Source organism: Parapedobacter soli (genome assembly GCF_025460835.1).
Classification (GTDB): domain Bacteria; phylum Bacteroidota; class Bacteroidia; order Sphingobacteriales; family Sphingobacteriaceae; genus Parapedobacter; species Parapedobacter soli.
The window spans coordinates 1-17,430 of the sequence record NZ_JAMXAY010000075.1 but is presented as its reverse complement, the minus strand read 5'-3'; the positions used below and the strand labels follow the sequence as shown (position 1 = coordinate 17,430).

The window sequence follows — 17,430 nt, the reverse complement described above, 5'->3', positions numbered from 1 at the left end:
CATATTTTTATCGTCTGTTTTTTACAATGACTGCCAACGGTTTGGCGCTTGGCGAAGAAGCGGGTTTTAGCACTAACGCTCAATCGAAGAACCAAATTTCAAATATAGCACAAAAGTTTCAATCGAAGACTTTTGCCCGCTATCTTGCAAAACCGATGTTACAGGCTGGCGTTCTGTCATTCGTGTTGTCAAGTCGTTTTCTATCGTGAGTTTCGCTGTCATTTCCGTGTCGGTTGTGTGTCTGCGGTTTTAAAAAATTTTAGAAGGGAAGGAATTTTAAAAAATAATTTTCTGTTGGGTAAAGCGTAAGTTCTTTTGTAATTTTTGGTCTGTGCGTTGGCTCGTGTGAAACGAAGTTCACGAACACCAACTGTGAAAATCAATATTTGTGAGTAATTGCAAATGTACTTACGCTTATCTTTAAGGCTTACATATAAATTACCTTTACCTCAACCGTTTTGTCTGCATTTAATTCAAAACTTGCTTTGGAAAAATTGGGTCTGTTTCTTAAACCTATTGTCTGATAATTGGAAAATCCAATTCCCTCTTTGGGTAAAAGCAAACCTTTGTCAATCATACTGTTGCTGTTTTCATCGTGTAAAATGTTCACGGCATATTTTCCTTTGGGCAGGTTTTTAAAAGTAATTTCAGATTTGCCGTTTACAATTTTTGCTTTCTCTAATCGGTAATAATTTTTGTAATCTTCATCGGGTATTGAACCGTCTTTGTTGTAAAGTGCGAATTGTACAACGCCTTTTGAATTTTGTAATTTTTCCACTTTGACGGTTAATGAATAGGTTTTCGACTGACTTTCTGAAAATGAACAGAGAAAAAAACTTAACCCGACTGTAAGTAAAATAAAAATTGATGCTTTCATTTATTACTGTTTTTTGTTTGAACCAAATTTTTCTTTCAAGCTATCTACTACGTCATACACCATTGGCACTAAATAAACTGTTAATGCTAAAGATGAAAGTAATCCACCAATAATTACCCACGCCAAACCGTTCTTCCATTCGGCTGCTGTTCCGCTTGCTAATGCTATGGGTAACATTCCTATTGCCATTGATAAAGTGGTCATCAAAATTGGTCGCATACGCTCTTTTCCTGCGGTAATCAATGCTTCTTTGTAATGTTTGCCCTCAGCTTTCAGTTGGTTGGTAAAGTCCACAATTAAAATAGAGTTTTTTGTTACCAATCCCATTAGCATAATCAACCCAAGTAAAGCAAATAAGCTCAAATTGCTTAACGATAAATTCAAGGCTAAAAATGCTCCGATAGCCGCAACGGGTATGGCAAACAGGGCAACAAACGGATAAATGTAACTGTCGTATAATGCCACCATAATCAAATAAATCAGTAAGAATGAAATCAGCAATACCGACCCCAAAGCACCGAAGCTGTCGTTTTGCCTTTTGATGTCGCTTCCCCAAGTCATTTCTATACCATTGGGCAATGGATTTTTTTTGAGATATGCTACTACATCATCTGCCACTGTTCCCGAAGGTCTGCCGAGTGCATCGGACGTTAATGTAACCGCAGGTTGTCGGTCTTTTCGCTCCAATAAAGAGGGTGAATTATCCCGCTCAATATCGGCAAATTGTGAAACCTCAATCGGAACTCCCATTGGATTTATGATGTTGAGCTGTTTCACATCATCGTAATTTTTACGACTGAATTTATCCAACCAAATCCGTATAGGATATTCTGTTCCGTTTTCTGTTAAAGTAGCATCGTCATTTCCTGTAAAAGCGGTACGCAAATTCATTCCCACATAAGCCGTATTTAATCCCAAACGCTGCATTTTGTCTTTGTCGGGAATTACTTTTAATTCAGGACTTCCTGCTTCTACCGAAAGCCGTACATTATCTGCTCCGGGAATTTTTTCAATGACTGATTTTAAATCATTGCCTGTTTGCATTACTTGGTTTAGGTCGCTTCCGCTCAATGTAATTTCTATCGGTGCAGAACGTGGAATTAAGCCTAATGCTATCATAGAAAAATTAATACCTGAATACTCTTTTTGTAAATCCGCTCTTAATTTCCGCATAAAGGTTTCGGTAGAAAGATTATTGGTTTCTTTTTTGGATTTTAGCTGAATGGTAAACTCGGTTTTATTGGCAGAGCCAACTCCCAAACTACCAATGCCTGTACTTGGTCCGCCTACATTGCTGAAAATAGTTGCAACTTCGGGTTGTTTCAAAATGTAGCTTTCAATTTTCTCGGAAACCAAATTGTTTTGCTGAATGGAAGTACTTTTATCAAACTCTAATGCCAAACGGAATTTTCCTTGGTCGCCTGTTGAAATGAGTTCTTTTCCAATAATTTCCTGCTTCATCATTGCTGCCGTACCTACGAAAAGCAACAGAACAAATGCTGTAAAAATGAGTTTGTGGTTTAAAACCCAATTCAGTGTTTTACCATACCAACTGATAAATTGGTCTAACTGATGTTCGAACCAAAGCAAAAAACGGTTGAAGATATTAGTCGGTTGCAAATCTTCTTTTTTTCCGATGCGTGAAGCCAGCCAAGGCGTTAAAGTAAAACCTACCAATAAACTCGTCAATGTGGAAGTGATAACCACTACCGAAAACTGTTTGAGCATATCGGCAACAAAAACCTGCAAGAATAAAATCGGTAAGAACACCACCACATCAACTAATGTAATGGACAATGCCGAAAAACCGATTTCCATTCGTCCGTCCATAGCTGCCGTTCTTTTTTCTTTCCCCATATCCAAATGGCGTTGGATATTTTCTAAAACTACGGTAGCATCGTCCACCAAAATACCAATGATTAATGACATAGCAAGCAAAGTCATCAGGTTAAGTGTATAACCCAAAAGCCACATCACGGCAAAAGCGGTAATTAAAGAGGTAGGAATTGCAACCAAAACAATTAGCGAGTTTCTGAAACTTCGCAGGAACAGCAACATTACCAACGACACTAAAATCACGGCTAAAATCAAATCAAACACCACTGAATTAACGGCTGCAATGGTATTGTCGGTACTGTCGTCCGTAATTACAAACTTCACGTCTGCATTGGCGTTTTGTTTTTCAATGGACTGAAATTTTTCCCTAATCAGTTTTGATACATCAACAGCGTTGGCATCGCCTTGTTTTTTTATCATTAAGCCAATACCGTTTTTGCCGTTGTAACGACTGTAAGAAGTAATTTCTTTGATACCGTCCGTTACTTCTGCAATATCCTTAATGTAAACAGGGCTGTTTGGAAAAGGCATTGCAACCTGAACATTTTGAATATCCCTGATTGTGCTGAATTTTCCGACTAACCGCACCGAATTATTTTCTGTATCGGTCTGTAATTTTCCCGCAGGTAAATCAATCCCCGAACGATTAACGACTTCCACTACCTGATATAAAGAAATTTTATAGAGCTTCAATTTTTCCTTATCGACCTTGATTTGAATTTCCCGTTCTTCTCCACCTAAAATGGTTATCTCTGCCACTCCCTTTAGCTGTTGGATTTGTGGCAGATAATCGTCTTTCATTTTTTGATAAAACGCTGTCGGCTCTAAATTGCTTGTTGCACTTACCGACATAATCGGCAAATCATTAGGCGATACCTTGCTTATTACAGGACTTAAAATATCTTTCGGCAAATCTTTTCGAATATTGTCAATATAGCGTTGAGCGTCCTGCATTGTTTTGTCCAAATCCGTTCCGTATTTCAGATTGGCAATAATGATAGAAGCATTGGGCAATGATTTCGTTACCAAATAATCTACTCCTTCCAAATTGGAAAGTGCATCTTCAATTTTCCGGGAAACGGAAGTTTCTACCTCGTTGGGTTCTGCACCGGGATAAACCGTTCGGATTACCACAACAGGCTGATTAAAATCGGGCATTAGCTCATAACTCAAATTCTTGTAGCCAATAATTCCCAACAGGGCAAACACGCTGAAAAGTACGATAATCAGCGAGGGGCGTTTTATTGATATTTCTGTGATGTTCATTTTTGCTGATTTTATTTAGTCGTTATATTCGCTCCGTCAAACAGGTTGATAAAACCATTGATAACAATGGCATCGTTTTCATTTAATCCACCTGACACAAGCGTTTTATTGCCGATATTTTTTGATATGGTTATCGTTTGCAAAACAGCTTTTCCGTTTTTTATCAGATACACTTTTGCTTTTCCGTTTTCTTCCATAATGGCAGATGTCGGAATAAGAATACCTTGCTCTTGTTTGATGTCAGAAAGATTTACTTTGCCGAACATTCCCGATTTTATGGTTAAGTTTTTTGTATTAGCAACCTGAAACTGTACAGGAAAACTATTGCCCATATTGGCTTTGCTCCCTATCATTGTTACTTTACCCGAAAGGGAAATGTCGGGATAAGCATCAGCACTGATTTTGTAAGTTTTATTGTTTTGAAACTGCACCAAATCATTTTCGGGAACATTGACCGTAAAGCGTAAAGTGCTTATGTCCGTGATTTGAAGCAACGGAATGCCCGGTGCTGCAAAACCGCCCACCTCATTGAGTTTGGCAGTTACTACACCGTTGAAAGGTGCTTTTATGGTAGTTTTACTGATTTGCTCTAACAAAGTAGCTTTCTGAACTTTTGCAGTTTTCAATCCCAATTTTGCCTTTTCCAATTGCACACCCTGAACGGCATCAGCTTCCGTTAAAATCGTATAGCGTTTTACATCATCTTCAAAACCCTCAATCTGCACTTCAACCGTTTGCAGTTGTAATTTCAACAATGAATTATCCAACTGAATAAGTGTTTGTCCTTTGCTTACATTGCTTCCTACATCTACCAAAACTGCATTGATTTTCCCCTGTATATCCGCACTGATTTTGGTTTCTTTGTTCGGCTCAAATGTGCCCGTATAAGCATTTATATCATCAATAGTCTGCAAACGAATAGTGTCCGCACTTACGGAAATCGGTTGTTCTTTGTCGTACTGATATACCTTGCTTTCGGTGGTTTCTTTGTTGCTTTTCAGTTTAAAAAACACAAGTGCTATTACCGCAATCAAAGCAATTATCCCGATTATTTTTTTCCAATTCATCTTCTTGATTTTTTATTCGTTATTTTAATTCTTAAATGTTCCTGTCAGCTTTTTAAGTTCCAAATCTGCTTTCAGATAATCTACAACTGCCGATAAGTAATTTTGCTGTGCTTCACGAAGTGCATTATCAGCCAATAAAATATCTGTAAGCGTTGCCGTACCTTGTTTTTGTTGTAAAGTGGTTTGCTCATAAATGGATTGAGCCAAAGCGATTTGATTTTCGGTATTGATAACCGTTTGCTGTGCTGTATTCCGCTGTCGGGTTGCATTTTCAATTTCCATTTTGTTTTTATCGCCAATCAGTTGAGCCTGTAATTCGTTATTGCTGATTTCCAATTTCTTTTGATTGATTTTTCGCTGTGTAACCGTTCCGTTGAAAAGTGGGTACGTCAGTTGCAAACCTGCAAAGCCTATGGGATAAAATTTCAGAAAATCGTTTGGCGTTTTATCGTAGCCAAAACCTGTTGTTCCGTAGGAAGCAATCAAATTCAACGAGGGCAGAAACCGTGATTTGTTCAGCGTATTCAATTCACTATTCAATAGTTTATTTTGTGTCTGAATAATCTTCAAATCCAATATGTTTTCTACATTATTTTCAGTTAAGGCTTGTTGTTCGATTTCAGAAACAACGGTCATATTTTGCTCCAATGGAATACCGATATTCAGTTTCAGTGCATTCAGAATTGAAATGTATTTGTTGCGAACGTTTTCCTTTTGGGTATTTAACTGGTCGGCTTGTAATTTTACTTTGCTCACATCTGTTCCCTTTGCCAATAACTGTTCTTTCAACAGTTCCATATTCTTTAAGAGCTTTTGGGTATTTATCAGATTACTTTCCAAAAAATCCAATTGATGTTTTAGAATTTGAGCATTGTAATACAGCGTAGTTATGTCGTATAAAACCTGTTCTTCCGATTTTTGAAATTGAAGCTGTGTCAGTTCATTGGCAATTTTTGTATTCTCAATTATTCCATAAACCTGCGGATTATACAAAGGCATTGCCAACTGCACATTTGCATTAATGTTGTGCGGAACACCGAATTGCAAACCCCTGAATTGTCCCTCCGGTGCTTGCGGATTGAGTGCATTCATTGGCATTAATTGCGTAGGCAATTCCATAAAATATTTGTAATCGGCATTGGCTGTAACTTTCGGAATAAGATTGGCCTTTGCTTCTTTTTCCCTTTGTTCGCTAATGCTGATATGGTTTCTGTTGATTTGCAGGGTTTTGTTATAGACCTGTGCGGTTTCAATACATTGTTTCAGTGTCCAGACTTCCTGTGCCTGAACGGTATTCCACCCGATAAATATCAGAGGAATAATAAATAGTTTGCGAGCGTTCACTAACATAATTGAGCAAATTTTTTTGTTTCGTTTTTAATTATTTTAATTATTCCTGTAGTATCATCGTCAACAACATTTTAAAACGTTCGATAGCTTTCAAGGAATGTGGAATGTTTGCGGGCATAATGATAGACTGTCCTTTGCTCAAATAAAAGGATTTTCCATTGATGGTTATTTCTGCTTCACCGTCCAAAATTTGGACAATCGCATCATAAGAAGTTTTATGCTCCGAAAGACCTTGTTCTTTATCAAACGAGAAAAGCGTTAGATTTCCTGCTTTACTTTTTGTAAGCTGTTTGCTAATTACACCGCCATCTGTGTATTCAATCGCCTCTTCTAAAGAGAATACGGTTTCTTTTTCAAATGCTGCCATACCTTTTCATTTTTAAAACTTGTTAGTTAGTGTTCACTCGCAAAAGTATAAATATTTTCAGAGAGAACAATACCTTTCTCTGAAAAATCAATGATTTACTTTCTTCTTTTTATCCATTTGTACATCTCAAACCACAAAACTGAAGTTGCTGCGATTAAAAATGTCATTCCTAATTCTGGGATGTTCAATCCGGTTACGTGAAAGAAACCGGCAAATATCGGTATGTACAATATGGCGAAAAGTAATATCAATGTTGCTCCGATGATAACTGGAAACAAACGGTTTTTGTATTTGAAACTCTCAAACATACTGTAAACGAATGAGCGATTGACCAGGCTTAAAAACACATTGGCAAAAATCAAGGTAGTAAAAACCATTGCTCTTGTAGTTTCTTCGTTACTTCCTTTTTGAACGGAAAATTGATAAGAGAACAATACAGCTGCTGTAATTATCAAACCTTGAATAATGCTGATGCTTAATTCTTTCCAATTCAAGAAAGTTTCGGACATTTTCCGTGGTTTTCGTTGCATCGTGTCTTTTTCCATCGGTTCATTTTCATAGACAATGGAACAAGTCGGACCCATTATTAACTCCAGGAAAATAACGTGAACAGGCGTGAAAATATGCGGATAAATCCAACCCAGGAACAAAGGCAAAGAAACCGTTAGAATAATCGGTATGTGGATGGAAATAATGTATTGAATGGCTTTTTTGATATTGGTGTAAATTCTTCTCCCTGCTGCTATCCCGACTACCAATTTGTCTAAATCATCGTTGGTAATCACTAATGAGGCGGCCGCTTTGGCTATTTCCGTTCCCTTGCTACCCATCGCTACACCGATATGGGCTGCTTTGAGTGCAGGGGCGTCATTAACGCCATCGCCCAGCATCGCCACCACTTCGCCGTCTTTTTTGAACGCATTGACCATTGCCAATTTTGCTTCGGGAAACATTCGGGTAAACAAGGTCGTTTTTCTTGAAAGTTCAATCAATTCCGGTTCGGTGTGGTGGATAATTTCTGCTCCGTTTACGGCAGGAGTTTCATTGATTATTCCTGCTTGTCGGGCAATGGCATTGGTGGTATCGGCATTGTCACCCGTAATGACTTTTACTTTAATTCCGGCATCGTAAATTTTTTGGAAAACTTCCTGAATATTTTTCTTTGGTGGGTCGTAGAACACGGTAAATCCTAAAAATTCAAAGTTGAAATCCTGTTGTTTTTCGGGATAATCAGTTCCTTCATAATTTGACTTGGCTACACCCAATAATCGATAGCCCTGTTTGCCAAAATCGCTGATATGCCGGCGAAGTTTTTCTTTTTCAATTTCCGACAAATTTGATGACGCAAGAATGGCTTCGGGAGCACCTTTGGCGGCTATTATTCGCTCTCCCAATCCATTTTCAAAAAGATGGGTCATCATCGGTGGTTTACCGTCCAGCGGATATTCGTGTATCATTTGGAAGTTCTTCCGTTGGTCATCCGCCTGCGTTTGTTCATAAACCTGATGCAGCGTTTTCTCCATCGGATCAAACGGAACAGGTTCGCTGCTCCACATCGCAAACGCAATGAGTTCGGACAGTTCGGGTGCGTTAAAATCAGCTTCGTCAAAAACCTTGTTGGATTTATAATCAAAAAGGGCTTTCAAGTGCATCGAGTTTTCGGTAATGGTGCCTGTTTTATCGGCGCAAATCACCGTGGTACTACCCAATGTTTCTACCACACTGCTTCGTTTGATGATAATCCCTTCTCGCATTAATTTCCACGCCCCCAATGCCATAAATGTGGTAAAAGCCACAGGAATTTCTTCGGGTAAAATGGACATTGCCAAAGTCAGTCCGACCAACAAACTTTCAATAATATCTCTTGATTGCCAAAAACTGTATGCCCAAACTAATAAAAAAACAACAATGCCGATGATTGCCATCCATTTGACAAATTTTGTAATCTGGATTTGTAAGGGTGATTGCTCTCCTTTGATCTTCTGAATGGATTGTCCGATTTTTCCCAGCTTGGTTTCCGTGCCGATTTTTTCTACTTTAAAAACCGCCAGTCCAGAAACGGTCAACGAACCGCTATATACTTTCCGGTCTTCGGTTTCCTGACTTTTGAACACCGAAAAGCTTTCCCCTGTTAGCGATGCTTCATTGACCGAAAAATCATTGCTATGCACAATCTCACCATCGGCATTGATCATCTTTCCTTCTTCGGTAATGCACAAGTCGCCCACGGCAATTTCGTGTGTAGGGATTTGTATTACTTTTGAATTTCGGATAACGGTACTGAGTGGTTCGTTCAGTTTTTCCAACGCTTCCAATGCCTTTTTACTGCGATTGTCCTGATAGAACGAAATACCCGAAACGGCTATAATTGCTCCCAACATAAAAATTGCTTCGGAATAATTGCCCACAATCACATAAATAACCGCCACGGCAATGAGCAAAAGCAACATCGGCTCTTTCAGGATGTCCAATAGCATCGTGTACCAGGTACTTTTCTTTACGTTATCTGCCCGATTGAAGCCGAAATCGTTTCGAGAGGTTTTCAGCTCTTTTTCCGAAAGTCCGGTCAGGTTTTGAGGAATATTGTATTGCATTGTTTCTATAGTTTTTTTCTTAATCTCCACTAATCATTTTTGAGGTGACTCCTTTTTTACTGGATAATTCAGCAATGACAATTCCCACAAAATGCAATAGAATAAAAATCGGAAACCAATAAATACCCCATTTGTGGACAGTTTCAATATCTTCTTTCCATTGCGGAAAAAATCCTTTTTCAATACAAATACCCGTAACGGCAGAAATGAATACAAAAAGATAAAAATACACATAAGTAAAACCCTGTAACCGTTCTTTAAGCGGTATTTTGATTTGAAATGGATTTGGAAAGCGAATACCTTTTACCAACATATAAATTATTCTTGCAAGGAATGAAAATATCATAATGTGTGCAAATACTTCGTGCCATTGCCACATAGGCTCAAGAATGCTTTTAGCAATTTCTGTCATCTGCTCTTTGTGTATTGCCGATGTTTTACTTTCAATAATTCCTGTTATGTGATTTTTATTCATCCAATACATACGAAGAAAACCGGTGAGAAATAACACAGGCATTGCAAAAGCCATTATCCAATGCAAAATGCGATGGATAAGCGTAAAATGAATTTTAATATCTGTTTTCATATTTGAAAAATTTTAGTATTCTATTTGAAATAATTTATTCTTCACTTTCATTTTTCAGTGCCATTAAGAGTGTGTAAGCATTTTTGATGACGATATTTTCATTGCCAAACTGCTCGGCATTGATGATTTCGACAAGATTATTTTCAGCATTTCCGGTTTGCACTTCTTTCATTTCAAAAGTTTGTTTTCCTTTCTCCACAAAAACATAGTGTTTGTTTTCAAACCGAACAATCGCATCTTTGGGAAGTACGTCAGCGTTATGGGAAGAAACCTCAATTTCGGCATTCATAAACATTCCGGGAAGCAAGCCATTATCAAACTGTTCAAAATGGCAATGCACTTCAGCAGCATTCTGACCGGATATATTTTTGCTGATCAGTATGATTTCCAACGGATATTTTTTCTGTGGATTGACGTTACTATATGCCAACAATTTTTGCCCTACAGCCAGTTTATTGATGTCTTTTTCAAAAACGGTCAAGTTCAAATGAATGTCATTGGGGTTTACTAACTCAAAGAGTATATCACTTGGGGTTACATATTTCCCGATATTAACGTTTACTGCCGACACAAAACCCGATATAGGTGAATAAAGATTAATGCTTTTTGAAATGGTTCCGGCATTTATTCTTTGGGGATTTAAGCCTATCAATTTCAGTTTTTCTTCCAGCGATTTCAGTAAAACCAATTGCGTTTGATAGTTCGTTCTTGCTTGCTCAAATACCTTATCACTCGTGGCTTTGCTCTGGTTCAGCTCTTTCTGTCGGTTGTACTCGCTTTCCGTTTGAGTAAATTGTGCCTTTGCGGTTAAATAATCCTGTTGCAACTGTATATACTGTATGTCTTCCATTACTGCCAATGGTTCCCCTTTGCGGATGTGCATTCCGGGCAGTAATTTTGTTGATTTCAAATAACCGCCCAACGGAACACTCACCGAAACCAAACTTTGAGGCGGTACATCAATCTTTCCGTTTAATTTGAGTACGGAAGAAATATTGGACGTGAAAATCTTACCTATTTCAATTGCCGCATTTTTGTACTGTTCATCCGTAAGCGTAAGGGTGTTTTCCTGCGTTGGCTGCTCATTTTCTGCATCGCTCTGTTTGTTGTCATTTCCGCAGGAAGTGAGTAACAGTGCTATATTTATGATTAAAATTATATTTTTCATTTTTCCGGGATTTTATTGATTGTTGTAAAAATTAAGTTCGGCAAGAGCAGTATTCAGATTTTTTGCCGCTTCGATATAATCACTTTGAATGCCGATCGCCTGATTGATTAAAAGCACCCATTCCAAATAATTGATGTCACCGTTCAGAAATTGCTTTTCGGCTGTTTCAGTAATGGTTGCTGCGTTTTTCAAGGCTGTGCTTTCAAAATAACGAACCATTTCTTCAAACTTTTGATATTCCATAAAAGCAGAATGATACGCATTTTCAAAGTTTTTCAACTTCCATTCGTATTCATTGGCAGCGATATTTTCATTGATTTTTGCTGCATTGATTTTTGCTTTTTGACTACCCGTAAAAACTGGAATACCCAAGCCAATTTGTATCGAATGGAACTGCGGTGTACTATTGTATAATTTATCGTCCGGTCCCATTCCACGCATTCCCATCAGGTTGTATCCAAAAGAAAGGTCAGGCAATAATTTTGATTGCTCTGATTTGGTAACAGCATTGGCTATCTGTTGTTGCTGTTTCAAAAACTGTATTTCAGGATGCGAAGTCAATAAAGAACTGTCATTTTCTAAAAATGGAATACCTAAATAAGCATCTTCCATTGGAACAAAATCTTTTTCCGTATTCAGCAAAAGTTGAAACTGCAACTGCACAATCTCCCAGTCTTTTTCCAACTGCAACAGTTGTAATGCCATTTGTCCACGTTGGTTTTCGGCAGTTGTTTTTTCCAGAACATTACTTTCTCCGGCTTTAAAACGAAGGGTAGCTTTGTTCAAAAATTCTGCAAACAGCGTATCGGTTTTTTGCAACAGCTCTCTTTTGTGATGTAGGTAAACCAGCGTATAGAAAACCTGTGAAACCTGCTTTTTGAGTTGTGCTTCCTGGACGTCAGTGTTCAACAGGCTACTTTTCCACTCTTCGGTCAGCAATTCTTTTTGTCGTTTATAAACAGTTGGAAAGTTGATCGTTTGGGAAATCCCAAACCGGGTATCGTTATAAATACCATTGATTTGTCCGTATTCACCAAAAACATCCGTTACCGGAATTGCTGTTCCCGATTTTATCAGTTTTTGATGGTATTCATTTCTCAAACGTTCATTTTTGACCGAAAGATTATTGGCCAAAGCCGTGTCAATCGCTTGTTGTAGCGTGATGGGTGTTTGAGCGTTTATTTCCTGAAAAGAAAAAGCAAAAAGTACCACAAGCATCGCAACCAGTTTTTTATTGACAGCTATTTTTCTGTGCGTAAGCATATACAAAATGGGTAAAACAAATAAAGTTAAAAAAGTGGCAATCAATAAACCGCCAATCACTACAGTTGCTAATGGTCTTTGCACCTCGGCACCTTCGCCTGTGCTGAGTGCCATAGGCAAAAATCCAAGTGAAGCAACCGAGGCGGTCATTAATACGGGACGCAAACGGGTTTTGGTTCCCATAATCACGATGCGTTTCAGGTTTGTATAACCTTGTTTTGTCAACCGGTTAAACTCTGCCATCAATACAATTCCGTTGAGCACCGCCACACCAAACAAAGCGATAAAACCAATGCCGGCACTGACACTGAATGAAATATCCCTGATTGCTAATGCGAAAATTCCCCCAATGGCCGAAAGTGGAATTGTGCTGTATATGAGCAAGCCTTGTTTCACCGAACCAAAGGCAAAATACAGCAGTAGGAAAATAAGTGCCAAAGCAAGCGGAACGGCAACATATAGCCGGTCTTTTGCCGCTTCTAAATTCTCAAAAGCTCCGCCATAGGTGATGTAATACCCCGGAGGCAGTTTTATCTGTTCTTCCACCTTTTGCTGCAATTCACTTACTGTGCTTTGAATATCTCTGCCACGAACATTAAACCCTACAATAATTCTGCGTTGCGAATTATCCCGTTGGATTTGATTGGGTCCCTCCACAATATCCACGTTGGCAACAGTATTCAACGGAATTTGTGCTCCTTGTGGGGTAGTAATCAATAGTTGCCGGACATCTTCTAAGTTTTTCCGTTTTTCGCCAGCCAGACGCACCACCAAATCAAAGCGTCTTTCGCCTTCGTAAACCATTCCGCTGCTTTCTCCGGCAAAAGCGGCATTAACCACCCGGTTAATATCGCTGATGTTCAAACCGTATTGTGCAATAGTAGAACGATGGTAATCAATCACTATTTGGGGCATTCCAGTTACAGCTTCTACATAAACCGCCTCACTGCCTTCTACTGAACTACTCAATCTCCCCAATTGAGCTGCATAAGTTGCCAGTGTGTCCAGATCCTCACCAAAGATTTTCACCACTACATCCTGTCTCGCTCCGGACATCAGTTCGTTAAAACGCATATTCACAGGATATTGAAAACCGAAGGAAACGCCAGGCAAGGCTTCCAAGGCTGCGGACATTTTAGCTTCCAGTTCGGTATAGGTTTTAGCGGAAGTCCATTCTTTGCGTGGTTTCAGAATAATCATCATATCCGATGCGTCCACCGCCATCGGATCGGTTGGTACTTCACTACTCCCTGTTTTTCCGACTACTTTTTCCACTTCCGGGAATTTTTCGAGGATAATTTTAGATGCTTTTGAGACTGCTTCAACCGAAGTATTCAGATTACTACCCGGCAAAACCCGGGTGTCCACTGCAAAATCGCCCTCGGGCAATGCCGGTATAAATTCTCCTCCTAATCTTGTGAATATGAAAACGGCAACCGCAAACAATCCTAAAACAGTTGCCAAAACCATTTTTTGACGACGTAATATTTTGGTCAGGTATTTTTGATAAAAACGTTCCAAATGGTTCATCATCCTATCCGAAAATGTGGTTTTGTGCGAGATTTTTTTGCTCAAAATCAGGGAACTCATCATCGGAATATAAGTGAGTGAAAGCAGGAAAGCACCGAGCAAAGCAAAAACTACGGTCTGTGCCATCGGCATAAACATTTTTCCTTCAATGCCCCGCAGGGTAAAAATGGGCAGATAAACGATCAGGATGATAATCTGTCCAAAAACAGCTGCGTTCATCATTCCCGATGCAGAAGTTTTCACCTCTTCGTCCATTTCGGACTGTGTAAGTTTATTGACATTTTTAAATACTTTACTGTGGGATAGCTTGTGTAAAACCGCTTCCACGATAATCACAGCTCCATCCACAATCAATCCGAAATCCAAGGCTCCCAAGCTCATCAGGTTACCACTCACACCAAAGGTGTTCATCAGGATTATCGCAAACAACATAGACAACGGAATGACCGAAGCTACGAGCAATCCTGCCCGGAAATTGCCCAGAAACAGTACCAACACAAAAGCCACAATTAAAGCCCCCTCCAGCAGATTAGTGGTTACGGTACTGATGGAGTTGTTTACCATTTTGGTACGGTCCAGAAAAGCATCTATCATAACACCTTCGGGCAGTGTTTTCTCGATCTGGGTAATGCGTTCTTTGATGTTTTTGATGACTTCGTTGCTGTTTTCGCCTTTCAGCATCATCACCACCGCTCCAGATACTTCCTGTTCGCCATTATACGTCATTGCTCCGTATCGTGGAGCACTTCCCAAACGGACTTCACCTACATCACGAATTAATAATGGCATTCCGTTGGGCAGATTTTTAACGACGATATTCTGAATGTCTTCCATACCGCCGACTAATCCTTCGCTTCGGATAAATAAAATGGTAGGACCTTTTTCTATATAAGAGCCACCCGTATTTTGGTTGTTGGTTTCCAAAGCTGTGAATACATCGCCAATGGTAATATTATATGCCATTAGTTTTTCGGGAATGACCGCTACTTCGTATTGCTTGAGGTATCCGCCAAAACTGCTCACTTCGGCTACGCCTTTTACATCCAATAATTGCCTCCGGACAATCCAGTCCTGAATGGTTCGTAATTCCATCACATTGTATTGGTCTTCGTAACCTTTTTTCGGGCGAACGGTGTATTGATAAATTTCGCCCAATCCTGTGGTAACGGGTGCTAATACAGGTGTCCCAACACCTTTGGGGATCTGCTCCTGAGCCTGTTGCAATCGTTCAGAAACCTGTTGTCTTGCCCAGTAAATGTCGATATCATCTTCAAAAACAATCGTTACCACGGACAATCCAAAGCGTGAAAAACTGCGGAGTTCTATCAGTCCCGGAATGTTGTTGTTTACCTGTTCGATAGGGAAAGTAATGAGGCGTTCCACATCGGGAGCACCCAATGCAGGAGCTACCGTAATCACCTGCACTTGGTTGTTTGTTATATCGGGGACGGCATCAATTGGAAGCTTTCTTACTTCATAAATGCCATAACCGATAAGGGCAAGTACAAACAGCCCTATGATGAGTTTGTTCTTGATAGAAAACTCAATGATTTTATTCAGCATAATTCATTTAATTAATCGTTTTGAGAAATGTACAATTGCGACAGGCATAGTAAAAAGCCTATCGTTCATTCAAAAAATGATTAACTAAAGCGTGGCGGTTGCCAGATGCTGTTCAGATATGTGTTTGAATAGTTTTGTTGGCTGTAAGCAGGTAATTTTATAGCTGCCACAACTAAAGTGTTGTGAGAAATCACAATAGAAGGCGGAGCAACAGTGGAAACAACCGACGAGAAGTGACCATCAATAGCCTTAAACGGCAGTTGGTCGTGGTGGTTGTGGTTTTCGGGATGGTCGTGATTGATCCCTCCCGTATAATGCTGCACTAAAAAATTGAAGATAGTAACATCTTTCTCCTCACTGGTATGTTCCAGATAATGTTGTACAAGCATTGGCAATTTCAGTACCTCTCCGAATGCCGTATTTGCACTCAGAAAGGTAAAAAGAAAAAATATTGCCAATAATCTTTTCATACTACAAAGGTATGTATTTATTTAAACGTGTTGATTAGCAACCATTACGTTCTGTTTATTTTATACAAATAAATATTTAGACTAATTAAAATACTGATGATAGTGCTGATAAGAATATTGCAGTTGCAAAACAAATTCATTTACTTTTGTTACATCTGTTTCATTCTCTAACGCCTTAACTATTTCAAGGTGCGGGTGCAGCCATTTGTGCAGTTCATCGTGGCTTTTCCCGTCCATTGTACAACTTTTTATGAGTTGGCTGTTTTGGTTTTTTAGTTGTTCAGCAAGAGTTTTATAATCCGTCTTTCCGTGCTGAATATAGGCATTAACCAATTCTTCACCTTTCAATACAAAGGGTTTCATTTCTTCATTCACAAGCCATTTTTCTCCATTGTTGAGTTCAATAGATTCTGAATTTTCATCGTGATGATGTTCTGCGTGGTTTTCGGTTTCCTGATGTGCTGTTGATTTTTCAGTAGAATTATTACAACTCCACAAAAGCACAACACTCATTCCAAATACAATTACTTTTTTCATAATCTGATTATTTCTTTTCTATCATTTTTAAAATTCCCTCTAAAACTGCTGTGCCGTCTTTCATTAGGTTAGACTTATGCCCCGAAATTTTCCATTTCAAAACCGTCATTCTCATTCCTCCAAGTATAATGGTGGTAAGCGTAGATGCACCTATTAGTTTGTTGTATGTTCCGTTTCTTTGCCCTTTTTCAATGTTCGTTTTAACGTATTGGTGCATTAAGTCCATTATTTCGGAAACTTTATTGCTAAGGCTATTGTCAAAATGAAAAATACTTTCAGCAAAAATGACACTGACAATCGCAGGTTTATTGATAAAAGTTTGAAGTTGTGAATTGAAAATAGCTCTCAATTTATCGCCTTCGGTATAGTTTGGTTTGAATGGAAGAGACTGAATGCGGTTTTTCATTTCGCTATTGAAATACGCCAATAAGCTCAATAAAATTTCATTTTTACTTTTGAAATGTCGATATAATGCGGGTTCAGATAAACCAATGTCTTCGGCAAGTGTTTTAATGGTCAAATTCTGAATTCCAAATTTTGAAATCCTGTTTGTTGCCGCTTCCATTATCTCAATTTGTCTGTCTGTAAATTCTTGCATACTTCAAAAATTAAAAGTTAGTTAGTATTCACTCGCAAAAATAAGTAAACTTTTTAATTCAACAAGTTTTTTACAAAAAAAATGAATTTGTTTTGTTGGTAGGGTAGGTAAAATTGGCTCTTTTGCAAACTTTGGGTGGTGGGTGGGCTTGGTGCGGTGGGAAAATGTGCCAATTTGTGTCGACTGAAATTATTTTTTAAAATGTGCGGTGGGAAAATTTTTTAAAACCTTTCGGGTCTGCCTGTGTCAAGTTGTAGCGAAACTGTCTGTTTTGTCGTGAATGTTGATAGTAGTAGGGTCTTACGCTTGCCTGTAACGGTCTGGGGCTTGACGCTGGCGGGGATTTTTACCGCCAAAT

The 17,430-nt window shown here is 38.9% G+C and carries 13 protein-coding genes; 1 reads left to right on the top strand and 12 read right to left on the bottom strand.

The window, feature by feature from the left end; genetic code table 11:
- Nucleotides 1-209: hypothetical protein (locus NGM62_RS20135; RefSeq protein ID WP_262250114.1), on the top strand; the 209-nt coding region annotated here is incomplete at its 5' end.
- A 218-nt stretch (nt 210-427) separates the two neighbouring features.
- On the opposite strand, the gene NGM62_RS20130 is transcribed toward NGM62_RS20135, so the two are convergent.
- From NGM62_RS20130 to NGM62_RS20075, 12 genes are all read right to left on the bottom strand, one after another.
- Entirely contained in the window at nt 428-877 is a 450-nt protein-coding gene (locus NGM62_RS20130) for a DUF2141 domain-containing protein (RefSeq protein WP_262250113.1), read from the bottom strand.
- Nucleotides 878-880: 3 nt separating this feature from the next.
- Nucleotides 881-3,979: an efflux RND transporter permease subunit gene (locus NGM62_RS20125; protein WP_262250112.1), complete on the bottom strand. Its 3,099-nt coding sequence runs from the start codon at nt 3,977-3,979 to the stop codon at nt 881-883.
- 11 nt (nt 3,980-3,990) lie between these two features.
- A complete protein-coding gene (locus NGM62_RS20120; protein WP_262250111.1) occupies nt 3,991-5,046 on the bottom strand; it encodes an efflux RND transporter periplasmic adaptor subunit in 1,056 nt (351 codons plus the stop codon).
- 24 nt (nt 5,047-5,070) lie between these two features.
- A complete protein-coding gene (locus NGM62_RS20115; RefSeq protein ID WP_262250110.1) occupies nt 5,071-6,396 on the bottom strand; it encodes a TolC family protein in 1,326 nt (441 codons plus the stop codon).
- A gap of 40 nt (nt 6,397-6,436) precedes the next feature.
- A complete protein-coding gene (locus NGM62_RS20110; protein ID WP_262250109.1) occupies nt 6,437-6,763 on the bottom strand; it encodes a cupin domain-containing protein in 327 nt (108 codons plus the stop codon).
- Nucleotides 6,764-6,858: 95 nt separating this feature from the next.
- Entirely contained in the window at nt 6,859-9,387 is a 2,529-nt protein-coding gene (locus NGM62_RS20105; protein WP_262250108.1) for a cation-translocating P-type ATPase, read from the bottom strand.
- Complete coding sequence (locus tag NGM62_RS20100) at nt 9,377-9,943, bottom strand: cytochrome b/b6 domain-containing protein (RefSeq protein WP_262250107.1); 567 nt, start codon at nt 9,941-9,943, stop codon at nt 9,377-9,379. Before NGM62_RS20100 ends, NGM62_RS20105 begins: the two co-directional genes overlap by 11 nt.
- Nucleotides 9,944-9,977: 34 nt before the next feature.
- Nucleotides 9,978-11,111, bottom strand: coding sequence for an efflux RND transporter periplasmic adaptor subunit (locus NGM62_RS20095; protein ID WP_262250106.1), 1,134 nt, complete (start codon nt 11,109-11,111; stop codon nt 9,978-9,980).
- A 12-nt stretch (nt 11,112-11,123) separates the two neighbouring features.
- Nucleotides 11,124-15,467, bottom strand: coding sequence for a CusA/CzcA family heavy metal efflux RND transporter (locus tag NGM62_RS20090; RefSeq protein WP_262250105.1), 4,344 nt, complete (start codon nt 15,465-15,467; stop codon nt 11,124-11,126).
- 80 nt (nt 15,468-15,547) lie between these two features.
- Nucleotides 15,548-15,937, bottom strand: coding sequence for a hypothetical protein (locus NGM62_RS20085; RefSeq protein ID WP_262250104.1), 390 nt, complete (start codon nt 15,935-15,937; stop codon nt 15,548-15,550).
- A gap of 81 nt (nt 15,938-16,018) precedes the next feature.
- Nucleotides 16,019-16,474 carry a hypothetical protein gene (locus tag NGM62_RS20080; RefSeq protein ID WP_262250103.1) on the bottom strand — a complete coding sequence of 152 codons (456 nt, stop codon included), beginning with the start codon at nt 16,472-16,474 and terminating at the stop codon, nt 16,019-16,021.
- Between the two features lie 7 nt (nt 16,475-16,481).
- The gene (locus NGM62_RS20075; RefSeq protein ID WP_262250102.1) at nt 16,482-17,072 is read right to left on the bottom strand and encodes a TetR/AcrR family transcriptional regulator; all 591 of its coding nucleotides are present in this window, start codon (nt 17,070-17,072) and stop codon (nt 16,482-16,484) included.
- Nucleotides 17,073-17,430: the final 358 nt, after the last annotated feature.